This window comes from Enterococcus sp. DIV1368f (genome assembly GCF_051712245.1).
In the GTDB taxonomy this organism is placed as follows: domain Bacteria; phylum Bacillota; class Bacilli; order Lactobacillales; family Enterococcaceae; genus Enterococcus; species Enterococcus faecalis.
The window spans coordinates 1,693,542-1,716,753 of record NZ_JBIOON010000001.1; the positions used below are offsets into that span (position 1 = coordinate 1,693,542).

Here is a 23,212-nt window from a genome sequence, read left to right on the forward strand (position 1 = left end):
CTCTTTTACGTTCATGTTAGTTGTTTTTACCAAAAATTCTTAAGAAAGCTAAGAATAGGTTGATGAAGTCAAGGTATAATTGTAATGCGAAGAAAACGGCCATCCCAGTACCTGCTTGATCACCTGTTTGCGCATAGACTTGGCGAATACGTTGGTTATCATAAGCAGTAATTCCTGAGAAAATTAGGACCATTAAAATGGAAATAAAGAATTCTACAGCATTACTGTGTAAAAGGAACATATTTAGCAACATCGCAATGATGATTCCAATTAAGGCACTATAAGCGGCATGACCAACTGCTGATAGGTCTTTCTTCGTAAAGACACCTACTAATGACATCGCGCCAAAGGTAGCTGCTGCACTTAAAAATGCGCCGGCCACTGTTCCACCAGTATACATTAATAACGTCACGGATAAAGTGACACCATTTAATAATGCATACGCAACAAATCCTGCAATCGCAATGGTTGGATTCTTCTGTGCTTTTGCGCCTAGATATAAAACTAAGCCAATTTCAACAAGCCAAATCATCCAAAAAGCTAAGCTTGATTGGAATAAAGTAGCTAGAACAGGTAAAAAGACAGTTGTCATTGCATAAGCCATAATTGCGCTAATACCAATTCCTAACGCTAAAAATCCGTAAATTTTGGCATAAAATTTATTCAAACCTGTGCCAGTTTGGATATACTCTTGATTATTCATAAGTTAAAGTCCCTTCTTTCTCTGTTAGTTCATCAATCGTCACTTGGGGTGGTTGAACCATCACCACTGCATCTAACACGCGATTTTCTTGCTCATTAACAGCCTCAACTGAAATGGTAATCACATCTTTCATTTTGTCGACTTTGATTACTTCTAATTGGAAAGTCAATGTTTCGTAATGAAAAACGGGTTCCACAAAGTTCACAGAGAAATTCACAACATGTGAACCTGGTCCTGGTAAATGTTTGGAAATCGCACTAGTGATAATTCCCATCAACATAATTGATGGTACGATTGGTTTTTCATATTCTGTTTTTTGGGCATAATCATGTTGGATATATAAAGGATTCGCATCATTGGTCAAGCCCAAGTAAAGTAATAAGTCCTTGTCTTCAATTGACTCTGTCAAGGACAACGAATCTCCCTCTTCGATATCTTCGATGGTTTTGCCTAATTTTCTCGGTTTTCCGATATTCAAATTAGTACACCTCCGTTATTGATAAGATAATTGTACCAAAATGTACTTAAAAGGCAAGCTAAAAAGTAGTCTTTAAAGGATGTTTAAACAAAACCAACTTATCTACCATGCTAGATTTTAAAAACAAACAACGGAACAGGAGCAGCTTCTTATTTTTTGAAGCCAGATACCCCTGTCCCGATTTTATTTATGTTCTCTTATAAAACGTTTCTAGTTGTGTTACTTAGTAATGTTTCGTAGGCTTGTTCAAATTTCTGAACGTCGCCAGCGCCCATAAAGACAACCACTGCATTTTCAAAATCTAGTAAAGGTGACACATTATCTTCGGTAATTACTTGTCCACCTTTTTGAATTTTTTCACCTAAATCTTCAATGCGTACCTCGCCTTGTGTTTCACGCGCAGAGCCAAAAATATTACATAAGAATACTTCATCTGCTAAATCCAGTGCTTCAGCAAATTCATCCATTAAGGCAATTGTTCGTGTAAATGTATGTGGCTGGAAGACAGCAATAATTTCTTTATCAGGATATTTTTGACGAGCGCCATCAATCGTTGCTTTAATTTCAGCTGGATGGTGCGCATAATCATCAACAATAATCATGTCACTGACTTTTTTCTCGCTAAAACGACGTTTCACACCTTTAAAACTTAGCATTTCTTCTGCGACTTTTTGCATATCAAGTTTTTCAAAATAAGCCACAGCAATCACACCTAGCGCATTCATGATATTGTGATGGCCAAATGCTGGTAAGACAAAATGACCTACAAAATCATCCTTGTGATAAACATCAAAAGATGAGCCTTCCGTTGTTCGTTGAATATTTCGTGCTTGGATATCATCCTCTTCGCTGACGCCATAATAATAAACTGGCACTTCTGATTCTAACTGACGAAGATACTTATCATCACCATAAGCAAAAATTCCTTTTTTGACTTGATGGGCCATTGTTTGGAACGCTGAAAAAACGTCTTCAATGCTCTTGTAGTAATCTGGATGATCAAAATCGATATTCGTCATAATCGCATAATCTGGTGAATAAGCCAAGAAATGACGACGATACTCACACGCTTCAAATGCAAAGAAATCAGCATCTGGTTCGCCGTGGCCAGTGCCATCCCCTATTAAATAACTAGTTGGATTGATACCACTTAATACATGTGCTAGCAAACCAGTCGTACTTGTTTTCCCATGTGACCCTGTTACAGCAATGCTTGTGTACGGTTCGATAAAACGAGCAATGAAATCGTGGTAACGAATTACTTCTGCACCTAATTCGATGGCGCGGGCGATTTCCTCATGGGTATCTGGAAAAGCATTTCCAGCAATAACAATCATGTCTTTATCAATATTATCTGCATTAAATGGTAAAATAGGGACACCTGATTTTTCAAGATCCCGTTGTGTAAAGAAATACTCTTCTACGTCTGATCCTTGAACGTTGTAGCCTTTTTGGTGTAAAACCAACGCTAATGAGCTCATGCCAGAACCTTTAATTCCGACAAAATGGTATAATTTGTTCTCTTGATTTCCCATTATAATCCTCTTCTCTGTCACTATATAAAACATACCTTTTTTAAAAAAATTTCAATCATACGAGATTCATTATCGTATAAAACAAAAAAATAATCAACTATTAAAACAGAATAAAAAACTTACATGTTTCAATTCCACATGCAAGTTTCATCTCTTAACTAAAATATTTACTGTTTTCTAATACAGAACTTGAATCTTCTAGCATCCCACTTAATGGTTTATCCAAGATGCCCTTTTTCTTCTCTTCTGTCACAGGTGCTTCCGGCTCCACTTGAGCATTCGCTTTAGCTAATTTTTTCCCATAAGCCGTTTGACTTTTAGCATTTTTCTTTGCGGCATTCAAACGGGAACGCGAACGTAAATCCAACGCATCTTCGCCAAAACGTTCTAAGTCTGGTTTGATTTGTTGATATTGTCGTCTAGTTAAAGGAATCTCAGGTTCTGAGGTTGGAATATTAAACTTCCGCACCGTTGGATCTTCTTCCGTATCTTTCACTTGAAAAGCCGTTGGTTCATCATCAAGAATGACATATGAACGCCGATCTTTTTTCATTGCTTTTAGCAACTCTTCTTCAGTAAAACTAGGTTCCTGTTCCTCAGGAATCACAGAAGCCGGGATATATTTAGGAACAAAATAAGAAGGTGTCGTTTTCTGCACTAATGGTGATGCGGCAGGTCTACTTGGTTTCGCTACGACTTCTTTTTTTTTATACGTTTGTGTCCAGCCATTTCCTTTTGGCGTCCCAAAAAGGCTATTATTTTTTTTCGTTGCTTGTTTATTTTTCGTTGCTTTACTAGCATGTTTTGTGTAGTCTGGCAAATTAGAACGATGACGTGCTAATTGCTCTTGTTGTGCTGCTGTTAATTGTTGTGTTTGTTTATTTGTAGTTGATTGATTCGTTGTTGGTTGTTGGACGGATGGTGTGCTTTGTCTAGTATCTTCGGCAGATGTTGCAGTTCTTCTGCTACCAGACATTGCTTTACCAATCAGATCATCTTGAAATAAGTTACGTTCATTATCTGTTGGTAATTTTACGCCCTGTTCATCATCATACGCTGGAAAACGGAAATGTTTTCTCTTCACTTGAGCATTATCCATTGCGGTCATTCCTTTTATTTTTCTTTCTCATTAGTTTAACACATTCTCAATGAATACTAAAGAACTTGCCTGAATTTTTAAGAGAACAAAAAAAGAAACCTCCGTTTAAAAAGGTTTCTTTTTTGTTTATTTATCTAGTTGTAATTTGGCAAAGTCCGCTTTGACTTGAATGAATGACTGAAACAATTGTAAAAACTGAAAGAGTCGCGCCCGATTTTCAAATTCACTTCTTGTTTGCGGCAATGGTTTTGTGCGATAGGTTTCATAAACGGTCTTAATTCGATTCATAATTTCTTGTCCATCATTATTCTCTGCAAATGTTTCTGCCGTATATTCCAATAATTGTTGAATATAGCGAACTTGTTGCGCATCAACAGTAATATCTTCTAATAATTCCAACATGTTTTTTAGAATATTACTTTGCATTTTTCTCATCGCAAAGTACTCTAAATAGTACGTATTGGTAGACAGCAATTGATTCTCGGCATGATTTTTGGCCCACGTCTCGCCTGTGCGAATAAAGGTTTTTAAATCTGCACAATGCATGACCAAATTTCGCTCTCCTGCAGCGTTGTTTAAATGTAGCGCCATTTCCCTTAAAATTTTACGAAACATTGTTTCAATGACTTCTTGGTCTTCTCTTAAACGTTTTTCTGTATCAGGCATATAAGAATTAGCTAATAACGCTAGTCCCACACCAATACTCATTAATAAAAACTCATTTCCAATAATCGCCCAAGAAAGATTTTTTTCGACTAAATAATGAGTTACCAAAACGGAACTCACAACAATCCCATCAGATAATTGAAAATACACAGCTGCTGGAATAAATAATAACAAAAAAATACCAAAAGCAATCGCTGTAAAACCTAAAAAAGTAAAACAAATATACGCTAAAATAGTTGCTAAAGCTAAGGATAACAAACGATAAATTCCTGTCATGACAGATGTTTTTTTCGTGCTAGTAACACTTAAAACTGAAATAATCCCTGCCGAAGGGGCATAAAGTAATCCCAGTTTTTCTGCAATAATCATTGCTAATGCAGCGCTAATGGCTGTCTTGACTGTTCGTAAACCAATTTTCATGCATACTCCCCTTAAAAAATAATAATTCTTCACTTTTCTCTAGTAATTTTACCTCTATTTCGGTTATCATTAAAGAGAAAAGTTATTTAGGAGCGAATATTTATGATAGTGGGTCGATTTCGTTTAGGCATGCGAACGTTAAAAACAGCAATTGCTGTCATGCTGTGTATTCTTTTATTTCAATTTTTCCATCGTGGCTCACCTATGATTGCCTGTTTAGCAGCTGTTTTTTCGCTAAGACAAGATTTAAATACCAGTTTGTCTTTTGGAAAATCGCGCATTATTGGAAACACATTGGGTGGCTTTTTAGCTTTGCTTTATGTATTAGCACAAGATTATTTTCCTAATCAACACTTAGTAGAATTACTGCTACTACCACTTTTAGTCATTATCGTCATCGTTGTTTCTGATGGGATTAATAACAATGCTGGAATCATTTCTGCAACTGCGACACTTTTAATGATTTCTTTAAGTATTCCGCAAAGCGATTCCTTTCAATATGCAATGGAACGTGTGTTGGATACATTCATTGGGACCTTTATAGCGATTGGTTTAAACGTCTTTTTACAACCTAAGCCAGCAGAAGAAGCCCATGAAATTTCTGAAGATTTAGCTGAATTAGAAAAGAAAGAAAAAGAACTAGAAGCTTTACGCCAACAAGTTCAAGCGCGGATTGCCGCAGAAGAAAACACTGACGACAAGGCAAATAAATAAAGAAACAGCCGATTGAAGAGAATAACAATCGGCTGTTTCTTTATAGTTCCCAATTCGTTTTTGCTTGAAAGTTGGCGGCTGCGCCAATCAAGTTGGCATCATTTTGATAATGGCAGGTCACGATTTCTGGAACAAAATCTTTTAATTCAAAGGTTTGTAAATGCGTTAGCATCCGGCGATTAATCTCTGCTAATAAGCCTTCTTTAGCAGAAACACCGCCTCCGAGTACAATCATTTCAGGATCATAAGAAAACTGTAAGCCGAATAACCCTTGTGTTAAATAATCATAAAAATTATTGACTTCTTCGCGAGCAATCTCATCCCCTCGTTGGGCCAGTTCAAAAACTTCTTCTCCTGTCACCGCCTGTTTTTCGACTCCAATTCGTTCACAATAGCGCTGAGCCATTTTGACAGCTGTGCCAATTTCACTGAATGTTTGGCCATTACTTAAAAAGTTCAGTCCAAACTCGCCTCCATATAAATGAGCGCCTTTGTACAATTCACCATTGCGAAAAATCGCTCCGCCAATTCCTGTCCCAATAACGACAAAAAGCACTTCTTTTTTTCCTTTCGCCGCGCCCTCATATATCTCAGCTAAACCAGCACAATTCGCATCATTTTCGATAGTCACTGGTAAGCCAAACAACGCTTCTAATTCTTCATAAATGTTAAAATGATGAATATATGGAATGGCGGAAATCCCTAAAATCTGTTGACTTTTTTCGTCAACTACTCCAGGTGAACTAAAAGCAACACCACTAATCGACTCATTTCTTTTGTCTGCATAAACCGAATATAAATGCGCTTTCATTTCTTCCCAAGAGCCAGGTGTTGGAAAGCTCCCTTGATTTGTTAATTCTTTGCCTGTCCAAACGCCGTATTTCACGGAAGAACCGCCAAGATCAAATGCTAAAATTGCCATATTTATCCATCCTTTTCTACTTCTGTTTTCTTATTTCTTCGATACGTATACGGTCCATGATAGGTCTCATCAGGATTTTTCGTCAAGCGAAATTTCAACGGAACATAGTCAATGCCGCCTTTAACAAAAGGATGACATCGTAAAATCCGTGCTACTCCCATCGTTGTTCCTTTGATACTTCCATGTGTATGAATTGCATCAATCATATATTGTGAACACGTTGGGTAATAGCGACAACGTGCAGGCAATCCTGGAGAAATAAATCGTTGATAAAAACGAACACCGCCGATTAACGGATTTTTCATAAAGTGCCTTCTTTCTAACTAATTCTTACTAAAGAATAGCTTGTTTTTTCATGTTTGGCAAGTCTTAGTTACGAGAAATTACACCAGGTGCACCTATTACGAATTCTTACATTTCTGTTGCTATCCAAATGAAAAAAAACGTGCTACACTATAAAAAAAGGAATGGAGGCTTAGTAAATGGGATTAAAATTTGAACGTTCCAATGACTTAGATAAACTCTTCGATTCTTTCGCCGTTGATCCATTAAAGAAAGAAGTACCTCTTGAAGAACTAGCAAAACAACGACAAGAAGCAAAAAAAGAAGAAGCAAAAAAACAAGCAAAAGAATAATTTTGCTTGTTTTTTTCTATAGAAACTTTTCAATTGCTGTCCAAGCTGCTTCTTTTCCTTCTTTTGTTTCAGAAGAGAAAATAATAAAGTCATCTTGTTTATCAAAATTCAAGGCTTTTTTGATGACACTCTCGTGTTTGTTCCATTTGCCCCGCGGAATTTTGTCTGCCTTAGTTGCCACAATAATAACTGGCAAATCATAGTATTTCAAAAATTCATACATTTGGATATCATCTTGGGTCGGCGGATGACGTAAATCAATTAAAGAAACGACTGCACGTAATTGCTCACGTTGCGTGATATACGTTTCAATCATTTTTCCCCACTTCGCACGTTCTGTTTTAGAAACTTTGGCATAACCATAGCCAGGAACATCCACAAAGTGTAAGGCGTCCTCAATTAAATAAAAGTTTAGCGTTTGCGTTTTACCAGGTTTGCCTGAAGTTCTTGCTAAATTTTTACGATTAATCAAGGTATTAATAAAAGATGATTTCCCAACGTTCGAACGTCCAGCTAAAGCAATCTCCGGTAATTGAGATTCAGGATATTGTTTAGGGGATACCGCACTAATCACGATTTCTGCATTATGTACGTTCATTGTTTTCCTCCGTTCTTCTATTCAGTCTTTCATTCAAAAGCTTAACAAAAACAGCTCTTTCGGAGATCCGCCGAAAGAGCTGTTTTCAGCTTCAATCTTATACAGCTTCTTTATCTTTTTTGTTATAAATAATTGTTGGTTTACCGGTACCTTCAGCTGCCATTTTAGTAATGATAACTTTTTCAATACTTTCATCTGAAGGAACATCAAACATTACGTCCATCATAATTTCTTCAATGATTGAACGAAGTCCGCGTGCGCCAGTATTACGTTCAATGGCTTTGGCTGCGATGGCTTTTAATGCTTCTGGTTCAAATTCTAATTTAGTGTCATCAAGAGACAATAATTTTTGATATTGTTTCACCAAGGCATTCTTCGGTTCTGTTAAAATCCGAACCAAATCATCATTCGTTAATTTATCAAGCGCAGCCATTACAGGTAAGCGTCCAATAAATTCTGGAATTAAACCAAATTTCAATAAATCTTCTGGAATAATATGCTGCATGATGCTTTCTTCTTCATTTAAAGCAGAATTGGTTTTACCAAAACCAATAGTTTTTTCGCCTAAGCGGTTTTTAACAATGGTTTCAATTCCATCAAATGCTCCACCAACGATGAAGAGAACATTCGTTGTGTCAATTTGGATAAATTCTTGATGTGGATGTTTGCGGCCCCCTTGTGGTGGTACACTTGCAACTGTTCCTTCAAGAATTTTTAGCAAGGCTTGTTGAACACCTTCACCTGAAACATCTCGAGTAATCGAAACATTTTCACTCTTACGGGCAATTTTATCAATCTCATCAATATAGATAATGCCCTTTTCCGCACGTTCAACATTATAGTCAGCAGATTGTAGTAATTTTAAAAGGATATTTTCAACATCTTCCCCTACATAACCTGCTTCTGTTAAACTGGTCGCATCAGCGATTGCAAAAGGTACATTTAATGTTTTTGCTAACGTTTGAGCCAAGAAAGTTTTACCTGAACCTGTTGGTCCAATTAAACAAATGTTACTTTTTTGCAATTCAACGTCATCTTGAGTTGCAGCTGTTTCTGATTGATTCACACGTTTATAGTGATTGTAAACAGCAACAGAAAGTGTGCGTTTTGCACGTTCTTGTCCAATAACATATTCATTTAAAACATTTAAAATTTCTTGGGGTTTTGGCACATCCGTTAATTCTCGGACTGCTTCATCATAAAATTCTTCATCAATAATCTCTTTACATAGATCAATACATTCATTACAAATATAGACACCCGGACCAGCAACAATTTTTTTTACTTCTTCTTGTGTTTTCCCACAAAATGAACAACGAACGGTCCCGTTATTATCCGTATTGTCGTACATGTTCGTCACCCCTCTAAAAATCAAAAAATGACTGTCATCACAGTCTCTCATCATAATAGCACAAACCACTTTAAAATGCGAACATCTCAGATAGAAAGTTTTATTGTTCTTAGACTTCTTATGGTATACTACATTATATAAAAGCACTTTCATAAAAAGTGATTGTGTTGAAACAAATTGGAGGAATTGTGATGTTAGAACAAATTTTACTAGGTACCTATACTCGAAGAGCCAGCCAAGGCATTTATAAAATTGCATTAGATACGACACAAGGTCGTTTAACAGAAGCGACACTTTTGTTAGAAGAAACGAGTCCTACCTATCTTGCTCTGAGTCAAAAGGGCGAACTTTTTAGCGTCACTAGTGTTGACGGTGAAGGTGGCACTGCCGCTTATCAACCAGAAATGGACCATTTTAATTTATTGAATAAAGTAACTGAAGAAGGTGCACCGCCATGTTATGTAGCTGTTGACGAAAACCGACAACTTGTCTATGCAGCAAATTATCACCAAGGTATCGTTCACGTGTATCGTATCTTAGAAGATGGTTCTTTGGAAGATGCTGACAAAGTGATTCATACAGAGCCAACTGGTCCTCATGAAAATCAAAACAATGCCCATGTTCATTACACAGATTTGACGCCTGATCAACGCTTAGTCGTCTGTGATTTAGGAACCGATCGCGTGTATACGTATAATGTTAGCTTAGATGGAAAGCTTTCTGAAATCGCTCAATTCGTGACTGAGCCAGGGACTGGTCCACGTCATTTAGTGTTCCACCCAACAAAATCATTGGCTTATTTATTTGGTGAATTAGATAGCACTGTTTCAGTTCTTTCATATGATGAAACAGATGGTTCTTTTACTGAATTACAAAAAGTTTCTACTTTGCCTGCTGATTATGATGCGTTTAATGGTGGTGCTGCAATTCGTATTTCTTCTGATGGCCGTTTCCTTTATGCTTCAAACCGTGGCCATAACTCAATTGCTGTCTATGCTGTTTCAGAAAATGGCGAAGCGATTGAACGAATTCAATTAATTTCAACAGAAGGCGATATTCCGAGAGATTTTGATTTAGATCCTTCTGAAGATTTCATCGTTGTTGCTAATCAAGACTCTGATAACTTAACACTTTATCGTCGGAACCAAGAAACAGGCTTATTAGAAATGATTCAAAAAGATGTTGCTGTTCCCGAATGTGTTTGTGTTTTATTTGTATAATTAAGTTGACTATTTCCTTGGAAAATAACAGGAGTCAGATGCTAAATAATTTTTGCATCTGACTCCTGTTTTCTTATTTTAAACGATGGATTGGTTCTCCAATTCTTTAACGTATAAATAAAAAGAGCCAAAATCTAAGCGATTCATTTGTAAAGATTCATGAATTTTTGTGAACCCTTTACTTTCGAAAAATCGAATCATTCTATGGTTTGTATGATTAGTTTGAGCATACATTTTACGTCTTCCTTCCCAGACTGCTCGTTTCTCCAATTCATGGAACAACAAACTGCCATAACCCTTGGCAATATAATTAGGCGAAGTTGCAAAGCGCTTTAGCCAAACAAAGTCTCGTTCCTGCTCCATACATAACGTTGCCATTGAAAAAATCATTTCTTCGTGCACTAGCAAATACAACCGTTTTTTTGTAATGTCTTCTTGGATATCTTCTTGAGAAGGGTAGTCCTTTGTCCACTGCGTAATGCCCACAACGTCCATGTATGCCTTTACTTCTGTTAAAAATTGAAGAATCATCGGTAACTCTTTCTCATCAGCCACTCTAATTTTCATTGTTTATTCTCTTAATAAGGTAACAATAGAATCGACAAGACAATCACACTAATAATGCCAATGATGGTCGGTACACTCGTCCGTTTTAAAATTCTGATGGGACTAACTCCTACTGTTGATGCGACAATCATGACAACTGCTGCTACAGGAGAAATCGTTCTAGTTAAATTCGCAATCATCTGCATTGGCAAGGAAATTAAAATACCATCAATCCCAGCTTTTTCGGCAATCCCAGGGATTAGTTCGATAACCGCATAAAACATTGCCAGTCCACCACCGCTTAAAATTCCAAAAAGGGTCGTTGCACCGCTGAAAATTAAGGTCGTAACGATTCCTGCTGAACTTGACGCTTCGACAGATGCCATAATACTATCAATAATTCCTAACGTTTGAATCGCAGACGTGAATAATGAACCACCTACGACAAGCATCACAACTTGACTAAACCCTTGCCCCATTCCTTTAAACATCTCGACAGCTGTATCTTGAACCTTTTTAAAAGATTTCAAGCGAAGTGTCTCAACCAATACAGCAATGAAGAAAGAAATAAATGTAAGAACAAAAATATCCATCGTTATTCCTTTAATAAACATTCCTACGATTCCCACTCCAACAATTAATAATAGCGGTAATATTGGCAATATTGCATAAAATTTAGGAATATCAAATTCTTTTTGTTTGCTTAAGCCCTCTTCATTTAATGAAACATAGGCAGCCTCGCCTTCTTTTTTATCGCAGTATTTTTGCCAGAAGTACTGTGCAACCGCAATGATTAATAACGATGGCAGCGAAATTTTGGCATTCCATACAACATAATTTAACACATCATAACCAAGGGTATTTGCGGCGATTACGTTATCCGCGCCTAAAGGTGTTGGCATGATAGTTGCCGTCATTGCAATCACACCTGCAGCAGTTAATGATGAAATCCCCATGCTGGCTAGCATCGGATATAATATAGACATTAAAATAATCGCTAAGCTTGATGCACTAGGAACTACTAGTGACATTAAATTTCCAATTAAAAAGACCACAGGGACAAATAACGATTTACGTTTAATCTTCATTAATGGTTTCACCAAAAAGTTGACAGCCATCTGATTGGCCCCGATTGCATTCATATAGCCTGAATAACCAAAAAGAATCATAATTACAATTCCTGCTGAACTCACTTGTGCAATAATTGTATCTTTAAACTTCAAGAAAATATCAAATAATCCAAAACCGGTTCCTTCTCCTGCAGGATAAATAGGATGTCCTAACATCCATGCACAGGCAAGTAGAACAAGCGCACCAATAATTAAACTGAGTGCGGGATGATAATTTTTTACAATCAAATAGGCTACAGCAACTAAAACGACCAATACCAATAAACTTTCAATCATACTTATCCTCCTTCAGTTAATTAACCGCTTTCATTTTTTCGACAACCCATTTTTGAAAAGCTTCAACATTTACATCTATACAGGCAACGGCATTCGTGTTTTTATGATACTTCATTTTTAAATCTGCAACAGTAGCTCCCGCAGCTGGACCTTCCAAAGCAACTTCAATGAACGTTTCAGTTGTCTCAAATAATTCTGGTGAAGTTAAATAGGCAATCGCGCAGACATCATGCATTTTCAAACCTGTAGTTAAACTGCCGCCTCTATAATGACGGAAAAGACCATAAAACATTTCCCCCACTCTGCCAAGCGCTCTGATGGCTGTTACTTCATGATTCGTTAACACAGCTTGACTTGTAACATCTAATCCTACCATTGTTAGTGGGACACCTGATTGGAAAACAATTTGTGCAGCGTGTGGATCGACATACGTATTAAATTCGGCACTTGTATTTGTATTTCCCCTTGCTAATGAGCCACCCATCATGACGATTTCTGCAATATTTTCTTTGACTTCTGGATAGAGGGTCAGTAACAAAGCAATATTCGTTAATGCAGCAATTGGAACAATGGTCAAAGGAACATCACTAGACAGAATTTCTTTTCGCATAGCTTCCACTGCATGAATATCTAAACACGTAGAGATAGGTTGCGGAAACTCAAAGCCATCCATGCCAGTCTCCCCATGAATCTCAGCAGAATCTTCCAATTGAATAAGTAACGGACAATTACACCCCTTGGCTACAGGAACCTTTTTCCAAAAAAAATCGACAAGTTTCAAAGCATTATTTGTTGTTTTTTCTACATCTACATTCCCTGCAACCGTCGTTATTAAGCGAACTTCTAGGTTAGGATGATTCAGTGCAATCGCTAAAGCTACAGCATCATCAATTCCTGGGTCCGTATCAATAATGATCGGTCTTTTCTTTGTATCCATTTTTCTTCCTCCATTCACATTTAGGAAAAACATTTCCGGAAACGTTTTCTTAATTTGAGATTAACAGCGCTTTCATTAAAAGTCAAGCAGAATTTCTAAATAATAAATAATTAGGCTTTTTCTTGACTTTCTGCTTTTAGAATGCTTACTATAAAAAAGAGTTCAGTGAAAGGACGAAAATGATGAATATTAAAGATATTGCAAAATTAGCTGGCGTTTCCGCTTCAACTGTATCCAAAATTATAAATAATAAAGATCAAACTATTAGTAAAGAAACCCGTGAGCGTGTCTTAAAAATCGTTCGAGATTACAACTACACACCTTACTCAGCAAATCTCGTCACAAATAGTACTACAAAAACCTTCGTGTTATTATTAAATAGCCATGAAACTTTTGAGGCTTGGGTTACGAGCTTTATTGATAAAGCTCAAGAAAATGGCTATAACTGCTTGATTTTAAATAGTCACGGTAGTTTAGAACAAGAACTGAAAAATATTACCTCGCCAACTTTAAAACAAGCCAGTGGCATTATTTGGGACCCAATCAATGAAAACAGTAAACAATACGCGAAATTTATAGAAGAATTAACGATTCCTTACTATTTCGTCAATCACTCAACTAACGAATTACCTTCTCTAGCGGGGCTTTATGAAGAAGCTAGTTATGTTTTAACCCAAGAATTATTACAGAATAACCATAAAAAAATTAGTTATTTCGTCACTAACCCAAAATATAAAGAAGCAATTATTGCAGGCTATAAAAAAGCCTTGTTTGATGTCAATTTACCCTTTAGTAAAGAAAATATTTTAACTACTATCCCTGCTGATTTCAGTAATCAGCTTATCACAGATGGGATTACGGGTATCCTTACCGATGACTATACCCAGGCTGTTTTTTTGGAACAGCTTTTAAAGCAGAGCGGTTTGCGAACCCCCGATAATTACTCTTTACTCGCAATTAAGCGAAAAATTGATCGTTCATTTTTACCTGATCATATTTCTTCCGTCTTGTTAGATACAGAGACGTTTGGCAGCCAGTTAGCCTTGTTATTGCTTAACAAACGCAAAGAAAAAACAGCCTTGATTAATGAGGCTGAAAAATTGGTGCTAGATCACAAAAATACATTAGGCGTGTCTAGTGTTAATCCACATAGCAAAATGATTGTAGTGGGTAGTTTAAACGTTGATAATTATCTATATTCAACAAATTTACCACATAACGGCAAAACAAATTTTCTGTCTAGCTATGCTAAATTCCCCGGCGGAAAAGGATTAAATCAAGCTGTTGGCTTAACCAAACTGGGCCATCAGGCCACCCTAATTGGTTGTTTAGGCTCAGACACAGATGCGAATTACTTATATAAAGAATTAGAAAAATACCACGTTACGACAGATGGTATCACACGTATTCAAGATACTGAGACTGGTCAAGCTTATATTTATGTTGAGACAAGCGGCGACTCCATGATTTCAATCTTACCTGGTGCAAACACAGCGCTTACGCCTAAAAAAATCGCACAGCAAAAACACCTATTTATGGATGCCAGTTTTTGTCTCATTCAAACAGAAATTCCTTTGTCTGCTGTAGAGAAAGCTTGTGAAATCGCCCAACATTCAGGGGTACCGATTATTTTAAAACCAGCTGCTATTCATCATATTCCAGTGAATATACTAGAAAAGGTTGATTTTTTCATTCCCAATGAAGATGAATTATTGGAACTTCAACCAGATACTGGTACATTAGAAGAGAAAGCGGCGTACTTCTTAGAAATGGGCGTAAAAAATGTCATTGTTACTTTAGGAAAAAAAGGCGTGTTATTAAAAACACCCCAAGTGTGCCACTATTTCCCTGCAACAGAAAATATAGCTGTGGATAGTACTGGTGCCAGTGACAGCTTTATCAGCGCGCTCGCCTCCTATCTTTCGAAAGGTTATCCGACTGAAGCAGCCATTCAAATAGCAATTCAGGCTGCAGGATTTTCAGTTTCTAAAGAAGGGGTGATTGATTCTTTAGTTGATCACGTCACTTTGGAAAATTATTTGATAAAAAAAGAACCCGCTCTTTTTGCTCATCGTAACACCTGTGTCGAATGACACAGGTGTTTTCCTGCTGAATATCTTGTTATTTTCTCATAAACCAATGAGAATTGTTCTTTTTTATTACAATTTATTAGGCGAACTATTATAATAAAAGAGAAGTTATTACTAAGGAGTGAGTCTCATCAAAACACAAGATGCCATAAAAACATTTTTACTTTCAAAGAAAACACAAAAAAAATTGGCTGTCTTTTTATACTTAGCAAAACAAACGAACCTTGATTTATCTAGTGTTGCCCGAAAATTCGATCTTTCTACTAAAAATTTATCAATTTATCTTCGTGAAATTCAAGAAGACTTAGCAACCCTTCCTGAAAATACCTTAGAGATTCAGATCCATCACGGAAAAATTTCATTACATACGACTTCCAATGATTTTCTTTCCCACTATTTTTTATTATTTAATTATTACTGTGTCCATTCTACTGACTTCATTCTTTTTCAAGCAATTATCAAAAAAGAAAACAATTCTGTCTGGAAAGTGAGTCAAGAAACTAATTTTAGCTCATCTTACATTTACAAACGGTTAAATAACATTAATAAACTATTTGGTTTGTATGGAATTTCCGTCCATTTTTCCCCCTCCGCGAGTAAAGTGATTACAGGTTCTGAATTTCAAGTCCTATATGCTTTTCTTGATGTCTACTGGACCATCTTTTTAAATACCTTAGCCTTACCACGTTATACCTCTACTTATTTTGAAGATATACTGACGCAGCATATTAAACCAGAAATTCTTGAACGCTTGGAACACGCTTCTCTACTAAAATTAAATTTACTTTTACACATCGCAAAATATCGCTTTCCATATACTTGTGAAGATGATCTCCAAAAAGAATTTGAAGAACATCCTTATTTAAGGCTTTTCTCAGACTCAAAACAAACTATTTTTTGTTCCCAATCAAATTTTTCAGAAGATCAACAGCGGGTTGTAGATATCATTGCACCCATTGCCATTGATAATTTTGATTCTGCAAAACGAGCCAAAGATTTACTGGCTGCTCTAAATGAAATTTCTTGCCCAGAATATTTCTACGTTGATTCTTTATTAACCAATTTTTGCGAAGTTTTTCAAATTCCAAAAATGCGTGAATTTGATCGTCATTACTTCTTACTTATTTTATTTAAAAATATTATCTATAACCAATTATTTATTTCACAGCAACCAAATACCGCGATTCTAGATTTTTTAGTCAATAAAAATAGTACTTATCAAAAAGATTTACAGAAAGAAATCTATGCTTTTTATCAAAACTTTTCAGCGCATTCCCCTTATCAGTTAAGCTTTAAGGATCAGGAGAACCCAATTTGGACATGTGAATTGTTGTTACGAATTTATAAGCACTATAGTCCCCGCAAAAAAATTAAAATTGGTGTTGCATATTCTCGCGATTTTTACATTGCTAGCTTTATTATGATGAAAATCAAGCAAGCATTTAGTGAGGATATTATTTTTGAACGAACCGATTTTTCTAGTTGTGACATTGTGATTACTGACTATCCCTTATTTGATTTACCAAAAGAAATAGACCGAATTTACATTTTAGAAGAAGAATTAACCCGAGAAGATTGGGAACTAATTTTCAGTAAAATAAGTATCGCCATTTTTGATTTGCAATATTAAAACAAACATCAAGCGCCAACCTGTCTCACCAGCCATAATGAAAACAAGCGACCTACAAACTATTTTCTGCCAGTTTTAGTCTGACAGAAAATAGTTTGTAGGTCACTTGTATATTGCTGTTCTTTTCTACGTTACCTTCAAAGACAATCTAGTAAGTGGGTACACGTCGTACTTCAGTCCTTAAAGTGCTACGCTTCCACCGCTGATCAGTTTTTAAGTCTGAGACAAAAATCCAAAGTGTTTTTTGTCTCAGGCTCTTACATTTTTTCAACAAAGGTATTGCTAGGCGCTACTTGAAGCTGAAAACTAGTTTCTCTATCGAGATTCCTCATCAGTAGACTCAAATTTAAAACTTTTTTCTATAAAAGCGACTTCTTTTGCGTATGTTTTTACAAAAGAAGAATAGTCTTTGGGATCTTTGACCTTTTCCAATTGGTCAACAGAGACTTCTAATTCAAATCCCGTCCCATCTTTAAAGAGATAATATTTTGAGATGTCTGTATATCCTTGATTCCGTTTTAAAATATAGCCAGTTTGTACATCAGCAATTTTATCAATTGGGTATGCTTTGATAAACTCTTTACTTGTATCTAAATAATCAGAAAGACTGTTGACAAGATTGCCAGAAAGGTACATACCTGCCGATGTATAATAGTCTCTTTTTTCATAAAAACTGATATTGCCTAGATATTTTGTATCTGGATACTCCTCTGTAGAAGGTAAAATTAAAAAGTTCTTTCCGCCACTGGTTTCAATATCGGCATCGCCGATAATTTCTATTTGGTAGCCTTGATTAAATAAAAGTTTATTTTGTTCTATTGTGACTTTTAGTGGTTTTTCTAAATCAACAGGTCCAGTTGTGGTAAGTCCAGCTTCTTTTAAAGGATAAACATCTTCTGATGAAGCGGAGTAATCCCAATAATCATCTTTCTCCGCAAGATCAATATATACTATAAAGCCAATTGCTACAGCAATGCCTATCCAAATAATTTTTTTGTTCTTTTTTTGTTTTTTCTTTTTTTTCGTCTGTGGTTTTACCACTTTTTTATTGGGGTTAGGAAGTTGCTTTGCTGTGTCTGTTCTTGTGACAGGAAAAAACGACCATTTTGGCTTTTGAAAAAGCGCATCATATGTATCATAAAAATTCTTTTGTTTAGCCATTTTTTCTCTCCACTAATTTTTTTGATAAGGAAATTTCCTCAGATGCTTCGGAGACTAATTTTTCGTAATCATCTGTGATACTTTCCGACAACACTCGTATGGTACTTAAGATACCATTGGTTGCAAGTGTTATTTCTTCTGTTGACAATTTATCTTCTTTAATGCTTAAAAACCGTTCTGATGCTCGTAAAATCTCTGGTACCTTATGATATAAAAAATCACTAAAATGAGTAATTGCTTCAGGATACTTCACTAAGTGTTTAAAGATTCCCTTAGCGGAAGCAACACCCAGTTCTATTTGTTCAATTTTTTTTAAATTTCGTGACTTATTCGTTAGTTCGTTTAAATAAATAATTTGTTTTTTTAATTCGTCCATAATTCTTTGGTACATCTCTAGGTCACTGTCCGTTAGATGGTGCGTCGTTTGATATTTTTTTAGATTTTTTTTATAACGGAAATACGTACGACCATTTCTATAAATAACCCAACCGATGTACCCAGCGCCCACTAACAAAACCATTATCCCATTCAAATCATGTACTCCTTTTTAAATTAGTATATATTACTGAACACATTGTCCAGCTTAAAATTGACAAATAAGTATGAAATGTTACTCCCCAATTACTTGTGCACTTTTATTGTATCATATAGGAAAATTGTTCTGTTCCGCATTTGGACAAATTGTCTAAATGTCTAAGGAAATCTTTTTTGGTTTAATATGTAGCAAAAAACACTTGCAAGAATTGATTACTTCTCACAAGCGTTTTTTATTGTCTAAAACAACTATTTACATTTCATTTTATTAAATAGTGAATAAATAAATTACTGCAGCTAATGAAGCCCCTAAGATAGGTCCCACAATTGGCACCCAAGAATAAGCCCAATCAGAATCACCTTTTGTTTTCACAGGAATAATTTGGTGCGCTAAACGGGGTCCTAAATCACGTGCAGGGTTAATTGCATAACCTGTAGGTCCGCCTAATGATAGACCTAGTCCTAAGACCAAAATCCCAACAAGCATTGGGTTAATGCCAGCCGCTAAGTCGTTTTGAGAAAAGGCTAGTAAGCCAAAAACCAAGACAAATGTGCCGATAATTTCTGTTAAAACATTGGCTGGATAGTTACGGACAGCTGGACCAGTGGCGAAGGTTCCTAAAATAGCACCTTTGTCTTCTGTAATGTTCCAATGGGGTAAATAAGCTAACCAGACAACTAAACCACCAATAAAACCGCCTAGGACTTGAGCTACGATATAAGGTAAAACCATGCCCCATTCAAGGTTTCCAGTAATTGCCATCGCAACTGTTACAGCAGGATTTAAATGCGCTGGACTCATATACCCAGACATGTAAACAGCTAATGTAACAGCAGCGCCCCAACCTAAAGCAATAACGACCCAACCAGAAGCAAAGGCTTTGCTTTTCTTCAAGTTAACTGCGGCACAGACGCCATCCCCTAGTAAAACTAAAATCATCGTTCCGAAAAATTCACCGAATAATTGTGTCATCATCGAAGTTCCCATTTTTTCTTCACCCTACTTTCAAATTTTTTAAATCTGATTCTTCAATTACTTTTTCTAATGTTTCAATGTGTCGTGCTCTTTCTTCCGCTGTCCATTGATAATGCTGTGCCATTTCTTCAATGACTCCCGCTTTCACTTGGTCCAAACGATCACGCATAAATAATAAGTGATTGGTCCGTCGCAATAAAAAGTCGACGGGTGTTAAAGCCATTTCTTCTTCCATCGCATAGTTTAAAGAGACAGTTTCTGTTAAGGTTAAACCAGGAATTACTTTGGCATCATCAATCATTTCAAAAACAGTTGGTACGTTGGAGCCATATAAATGAGCTAAGTATAGTGCATCCTTTTCACTTAACCCTTTAGATACGCCATGTTTTGCCAACGCTTCTATTTCTTCGTCTACCGTTGCAGGGTTCAATTTCCCGCCTGAAACTGGATAGTTTTTAGAATCAATTAAGGTGAATTCTTTCTGGTATTCTTCTGCTAAGATGGTTTGAATCATTTTCATCGCACCTTCTGCCATTTTACGATAATCTGTTAATTTCCCACCAGCCAAAGTGAGCAAGCCATCCACTGATCTTTCCAATGAGCTGCCTCGAGAGACAGCTGAAGGATTGACTTTATTTTCCACCAAACTGTCTTCCAGATGGTTTAGGACTTCTTCAATTTCTCGTTTATCTGTTTGATTTTTTTGGTATCTGTCAACGACATCAATGACTTCATCAATACTTTTATCTGAAAGTTTGCCATTGTTTCCCCCGTTATAATCTGAGCCACCGTTAGCAGAAATTAAAGGTCGTAAGCCAGCCCAGCTGGCTTCAATATCATTAATTGTCAATTGTACCTCTGGATAACGATTATTTACTACTTCCAATAGGTAATCCACATCACTTTGTTCTACTGTTGGATGTTGAAAGTCTCCATGGTAATCTGTATCCGTCGTCCCAAAATATGTTTTTTCTTCTCTTGGAACAACGAAGACCATGCGGCCATCTTGTTTACCTGTATCAAAATACGTTGGTTGAGGAACATTTAAACGGCTTTTGTCGACAACTAAATGAACCCCTTTAGTTGGACGCATTTGTGGTGTAAATGAATCGTTTTTGTCTAAGCCTCTTAATTTATCTGACCAAGGACCAGTAGTATTAATCACAACATCTGCGTGAATCTCAAACTGTTCGTCAGTTAGTAGGTCCTTTGCTTGAATGCCAGTAATTTTTCCTTCATCATTGTATAAAAAGCCCACCGCTTGAACCCGACTCACAGCATGTGCCCCGTCAGCTACTGCTTGTTTAATATTTTCAATAACTAAACGAGCATCATTATTTCGGTAATCTAAATAAACACCGCCACCTTGTAGACCTTCACTTTTTAGTTGTGGTTCACGTGCCAAAACCTCTTCTTTTGTTAACAGATAGTTGGCGTACTTGGTACCTGTTACATCAGCTAACTGATCATATAAATCCATTGCTATTTTGACAGAAAATAGATTAAATGTTGCATTTGGCTCATCATAAATCGGCAATAACATGGGATCCGCTTTAGGGATGTGTGGCGCAATGGATTGAACGACGGCTCGTTCTTTCACTGTATCTGCCACCACCTCCACGTCAAACGTTTTCAAATAGCGGATACCACCATGAACTAATTTGGTTGATCGTGAAGAGGTGCCCTCTGCGAAATCCTGCATTTCAATTAACCCTGTCTTCATTTTAGCGGCACTGGCTTGCAGGGCAACGCCTGCGCCAGTAATGCCACCACCAATAATTAAGACATCTAAGTGTTGTGTTTTTAAAGCGTCGATTGATTGTCGGCGTGTTTCTATTGAGAAAGTCATAGAAAATTCCCCTTTTCCATTTACTTATTTTTACGTTTGAATTGTTGGGTAGCTGCTACTGCTTGTTGCCAACCTTCATATAAATCTTCTCGTTCTTCTTCCGCCATAATTGGTTCAAATTGTTGTCCTTCTTCTTGGAATGCTTTGATTTCTTCTAAGTCTTTCCAGAAGCCAACCGCTAAGCCCGCCAAGAAAGCTGCGCCTAAGGCCGTTGTTTCTAAGTTATGGGCTCTTTGAACAGCAGTGTTTAAAATATCTGCTTGGAATTGCATCAAGAAATCATTGTTTGCTGCTCCACCGTCTACTTTTAAGACAGGAATATCTATGCCTGTATCTTCTTTCATCGTGTCAATAATGTCACGAACTTGATACGCAACTGCTTGAAGTGTCGCTTTGACAAAATCTTCTCTCGTGGTACCGCGTGTTAATCCAAAGACAGCCCCACGCGCTTGTGAATCCCAATATGGTGCGCCCAAACCAGTGAATGCCGGAACCACATAAACTTCATTGTGCCCTGTTGACGCTTTGGCTACTGCTTCAGATTCAGCAGCCGTTTGCAACATTTTTAAGCCATCTCGTAACCATTGAATCGCTGAACCAGCCACGAAGATACTTCCTTCCAAGGCATAATATACTTTGCCGTTAATACCATAGCCAATAGTGGTAAGCAGATTATTTTTAGAAAGTTGAGGTTCTTCGCCAGTGTTCATGACAATAAATGAGCCTGTTCCATAGGTATTTTTAACCATCCCAGGTTCAAAGGCCATTTGACCAAATAAAGCGGCTTGTTGGTCACCAGCCATACCAGCGATAGGAACTTCACTTCCGTAAAAATGGTAATTTTTTGTTAGTCCATACACTTCAGAGTTCGAAACGACTTTCGGTAACATCACTCGTGGGATATTTAAAAGATCCAAAATTTCTTGATCCCAATCTAAATCATGGATATTAAACAACATCGTCCGACTTGCATTTGAATAATCAGTGACATGAGTATCTCCCGTTAATTTCCAAACGAGCCAAGTGTCAATTGTCCCAAACATCAATTCTCCGTTTTCTGCACGTTCTTGCGCACCTTCTACGTGATCTAAGATCCAACGAACCTTCGTTGCTGAGAAATAAGCATCAATGATTAACCCAGTTTTTTCATGAATCATTTCGCTGTAACCATCTTCTTTTAGTTGATCAGCAATGGGTGTCGTTTGGCGTGATTGCCAAACAATTGCGTTATAAATGGGTAACCCAGTTGCTTTGTCCCAAACAACGGTTGTTTCCCGTTGGTTTGTAATCCCAATTCCGGCAATATCCGTTGGTTTCACTCCTGACTCAATTAAAGAACCTGCAATAACGGATTGAACAGAATTCCAAATTTCATTGGCATTATGTTCCACCCAGCCTGCCTTAGGAAAATATTGAGTAAATTCCTTTTGTGAACTACCAATTTTGTTTCCTTTTTTATCAAAAATAATTGCACGAGAACTAGTCGTTCCTTGATCAATCGCCATAATGTATTTTTCTTCTGCCATGATAATTCCTCCTAAACGTTTTTGAAATCGTTTTCTTTATGTCCCTATCTTACAAACAAAAGAATAACTAAACATGTCAAAAACTTTTTTTATTTTAAAAAAATTGAAAGGATTTCTACTAAAACCAACAAAGACAACGCTTTCAATAATACTTTTATTATCTCTAATTTTTCAATAAAAAGAAACATTTTTGTTTAAAAAAGCCTAATTTTCGAC

At 36.6% G+C, this 23,212-nt stretch carries 22 protein-coding genes; 5 read left to right on the top strand and 17 right to left on the bottom strand.

Annotated elements, in window-relative coordinates:
- Positions 1 to 16: 16 nt before the first annotated feature.
- The 5 genes from IGL07_RS08400 to IGL07_RS08420 form a co-directional block, all read right to left on the bottom strand.
- Positions 17 to 703 (bottom strand): Bax inhibitor-1/YccA family protein, encoded by a 687-nt coding sequence (locus tag IGL07_RS08400; protein ID WP_002357165.1) that lies wholly within the window; start codon positions 701 to 703, stop codon positions 17 to 19.
- Positions 696 to 1,181, bottom strand: a complete 486-nt coding sequence (locus IGL07_RS08405) for a MaoC/PaaZ C-terminal domain-containing protein (protein ID WP_002357164.1) — start codon at positions 1,179 to 1,181, stop codon at positions 696 to 698. The genes IGL07_RS08400 and IGL07_RS08405 overlap by 8 nt, the downstream gene beginning before the upstream one ends.
- A gap of 197 nt (positions 1,182 to 1,378) precedes the next feature.
- Positions 1,379 to 2,716, bottom strand: coding sequence for a UDP-N-acetylmuramate--L-alanine ligase (gene murC / locus IGL07_RS08410; RefSeq protein WP_002357163.1), 1,338 nt, complete (start codon positions 2,714 to 2,716; stop codon positions 1,379 to 1,381).
- Between the two features lie 154 nt (positions 2,717 to 2,870).
- Positions 2,871 to 3,824 (bottom strand): hypothetical protein, encoded by a 954-nt coding sequence (locus IGL07_RS08415; protein ID WP_002360064.1) that lies wholly within the window; start codon positions 3,822 to 3,824, stop codon positions 2,871 to 2,873.
- A 117-nt stretch (positions 3,825 to 3,941) separates the two neighbouring features.
- Positions 3,942 to 4,901: an aromatic acid exporter family protein gene (locus IGL07_RS08420; RefSeq protein WP_002360063.1), complete on the bottom strand. Its 960-nt coding sequence runs from the start codon at positions 4,899 to 4,901 to the stop codon at positions 3,942 to 3,944.
- 102 nt (positions 4,902 to 5,003) lie between these two features.
- On the opposite strand from IGL07_RS08420, the gene IGL07_RS08425 reads away from it, so the two are divergent.
- Positions 5,004 to 5,615 carry an FUSC family protein gene (locus tag IGL07_RS08425; RefSeq protein ID WP_002365791.1) on the top strand — a complete coding sequence of 204 codons (612 nt, stop codon included), beginning with the start codon at positions 5,004 to 5,006 and terminating at the stop codon, positions 5,613 to 5,615.
- Positions 5,616 to 5,655: 40 nt separating this feature from the next.
- Here the strand turns inward: IGL07_RS08425 and IGL07_RS08430 are convergent, their stop codons facing one another.
- The gene (locus tag IGL07_RS08430; RefSeq protein WP_002360061.1) at positions 5,656 to 6,537 is read right to left on the bottom strand and encodes an ROK family protein; all 882 of its coding nucleotides are present in this window, start codon (positions 6,535 to 6,537) and stop codon (positions 5,656 to 5,658) included.
- A 2-nt stretch (positions 6,538 to 6,539) separates the two neighbouring features.
- A complete protein-coding gene (gene yidD / locus IGL07_RS08435) occupies positions 6,540 to 6,842 on the bottom strand; it encodes a membrane protein insertion efficiency factor YidD (RefSeq protein WP_010817401.1) in 303 nt (100 codons plus the stop codon).
- Between the two features lie 177 nt (positions 6,843 to 7,019).
- Here yidD and IGL07_RS08440 point away from each other — a divergent pair, with 177 nt between their 5' ends.
- Positions 7,020 to 7,172: an SPJ_0845 family protein gene (locus IGL07_RS08440; RefSeq protein WP_002362024.1), complete on the top strand. Its 153-nt coding sequence runs from the start codon at positions 7,020 to 7,022 to the stop codon at positions 7,170 to 7,172.
- A 16-nt stretch (positions 7,173 to 7,188) separates the two neighbouring features.
- Here the strand turns inward: IGL07_RS08440 and yihA are convergent, their stop codons facing one another.
- Entirely contained in the window at positions 7,189 to 7,770 is a 582-nt protein-coding gene (yihA, locus tag IGL07_RS08445; RefSeq protein ID WP_002357155.1) for a ribosome biogenesis GTP-binding protein YihA/YsxC, read from the bottom strand.
- 97 nt (positions 7,771 to 7,867) lie between these two features.
- The gene (gene clpX, locus IGL07_RS08450; RefSeq protein WP_002357154.1) at positions 7,868 to 9,121 is read right to left on the bottom strand and encodes an ATP-dependent Clp protease ATP-binding subunit ClpX; all 1,254 of its coding nucleotides are present in this window, start codon (positions 9,119 to 9,121) and stop codon (positions 7,868 to 7,870) included.
- A gap of 191 nt (positions 9,122 to 9,312) precedes the next feature.
- On the opposite strand from clpX, the gene IGL07_RS08455 reads away from it, so the two are divergent.
- The gene (locus tag IGL07_RS08455; RefSeq protein WP_002357153.1) at positions 9,313 to 10,341 is read left to right on the top strand and encodes a lactonase family protein; all 1,029 of its coding nucleotides are present in this window, start codon (positions 9,313 to 9,315) and stop codon (positions 10,339 to 10,341) included.
- Between the two features lie 78 nt (positions 10,342 to 10,419).
- On the opposite strand, the gene IGL07_RS08460 is transcribed toward IGL07_RS08455, so the two are convergent.
- Genes IGL07_RS08460 through rihC form a run of 3 tightly spaced genes read right to left on the bottom strand, consistent with a single transcriptional unit; the run spans position 10,420 to position 13,263 of the window.
- Positions 10,420 to 10,908 carry a GNAT family N-acetyltransferase gene (locus IGL07_RS08460; RefSeq protein WP_010817402.1) on the bottom strand — a complete coding sequence of 163 codons (489 nt, stop codon included), beginning with the start codon at positions 10,906 to 10,908 and terminating at the stop codon, positions 10,420 to 10,422.
- An 11-nt stretch (positions 10,909 to 10,919) separates the two neighbouring features.
- Positions 10,920 to 12,293 carry a C4-dicarboxylate transporter DcuC gene (gene dcuC, locus IGL07_RS08465; RefSeq protein ID WP_002377109.1) on the bottom strand — a complete coding sequence of 458 codons (1,374 nt, stop codon included), beginning with the start codon at positions 12,291 to 12,293 and terminating at the stop codon, positions 10,920 to 10,922.
- 16 nt (positions 12,294 to 12,309) lie between these two features.
- The gene (gene rihC, locus IGL07_RS08470; RefSeq protein WP_025189219.1) at positions 12,310 to 13,263 is read right to left on the bottom strand and encodes a ribonucleoside hydrolase RihC; all 954 of its coding nucleotides are present in this window, start codon (positions 13,261 to 13,263) and stop codon (positions 12,310 to 12,312) included.
- A gap of 146 nt (positions 13,264 to 13,409) precedes the next feature.
- On the opposite strand from rihC, the gene IGL07_RS08475 reads away from it, so the two are divergent.
- Together IGL07_RS08475 and IGL07_RS08480 are read left to right on the top strand one after the other, a co-directional pair.
- A complete protein-coding gene (locus IGL07_RS08475) occupies positions 13,410 to 15,323 on the top strand; it encodes a PfkB family carbohydrate kinase (protein ID WP_010817403.1) in 1,914 nt (637 codons plus the stop codon).
- A gap of 118 nt (positions 15,324 to 15,441) precedes the next feature.
- Positions 15,442 to 16,950: a helix-turn-helix domain-containing protein gene (locus tag IGL07_RS08480; protein WP_010817404.1), complete on the top strand. Its 1,509-nt coding sequence runs from the start codon at positions 15,442 to 15,444 to the stop codon at positions 16,948 to 16,950.
- A gap of 315 nt (positions 16,951 to 17,265) precedes the next feature.
- On the opposite strand, the gene IGL07_RS08485 is transcribed toward IGL07_RS08480, so the two are convergent.
- From IGL07_RS08485 to glpK, 5 genes are all read right to left on the bottom strand, one after another.
- The gene (locus IGL07_RS08485) at positions 17,266 to 18,111 is read right to left on the bottom strand and encodes a hypothetical protein (RefSeq protein ID WP_010817405.1); all 846 of its coding nucleotides are present in this window, start codon (positions 18,109 to 18,111) and stop codon (positions 17,266 to 17,268) included.
- Positions 18,104 to 18,631: a 5-bromo-4-chloroindolyl phosphate hydrolysis family protein gene (locus tag IGL07_RS08490; protein ID WP_025189554.1), complete on the bottom strand. Its 528-nt coding sequence runs from the start codon at positions 18,629 to 18,631 to the stop codon at positions 18,104 to 18,106. The genes IGL07_RS08485 and IGL07_RS08490 overlap by 8 nt, the downstream gene beginning before the upstream one ends.
- A 282-nt stretch (positions 18,632 to 18,913) precedes the next feature.
- On the bottom strand, positions 18,914 to 19,633 hold the full coding sequence (locus tag IGL07_RS08495; protein WP_195526144.1) for an MIP/aquaporin family protein: 720 nt from the start codon (positions 19,631 to 19,633) through the stop codon (positions 18,914 to 18,916).
- 7 nt (positions 19,634 to 19,640) lie between these two features.
- Positions 19,641 to 21,470 (bottom strand): type 1 glycerol-3-phosphate oxidase, encoded by a 1,830-nt coding sequence (gene glpO / locus IGL07_RS08500; RefSeq protein ID WP_010817407.1) that lies wholly within the window; start codon positions 21,468 to 21,470, stop codon positions 19,641 to 19,643.
- 20 nt (positions 21,471 to 21,490) lie between these two features.
- Positions 21,491 to 22,996, bottom strand: a complete 1,506-nt coding sequence (gene glpK, locus IGL07_RS08505; RefSeq protein ID WP_010817408.1) for a glycerol kinase GlpK — start codon at positions 22,994 to 22,996, stop codon at positions 21,491 to 21,493.
- Between the last annotated feature and the right edge of the window lie 216 nt (positions 22,997 to 23,212).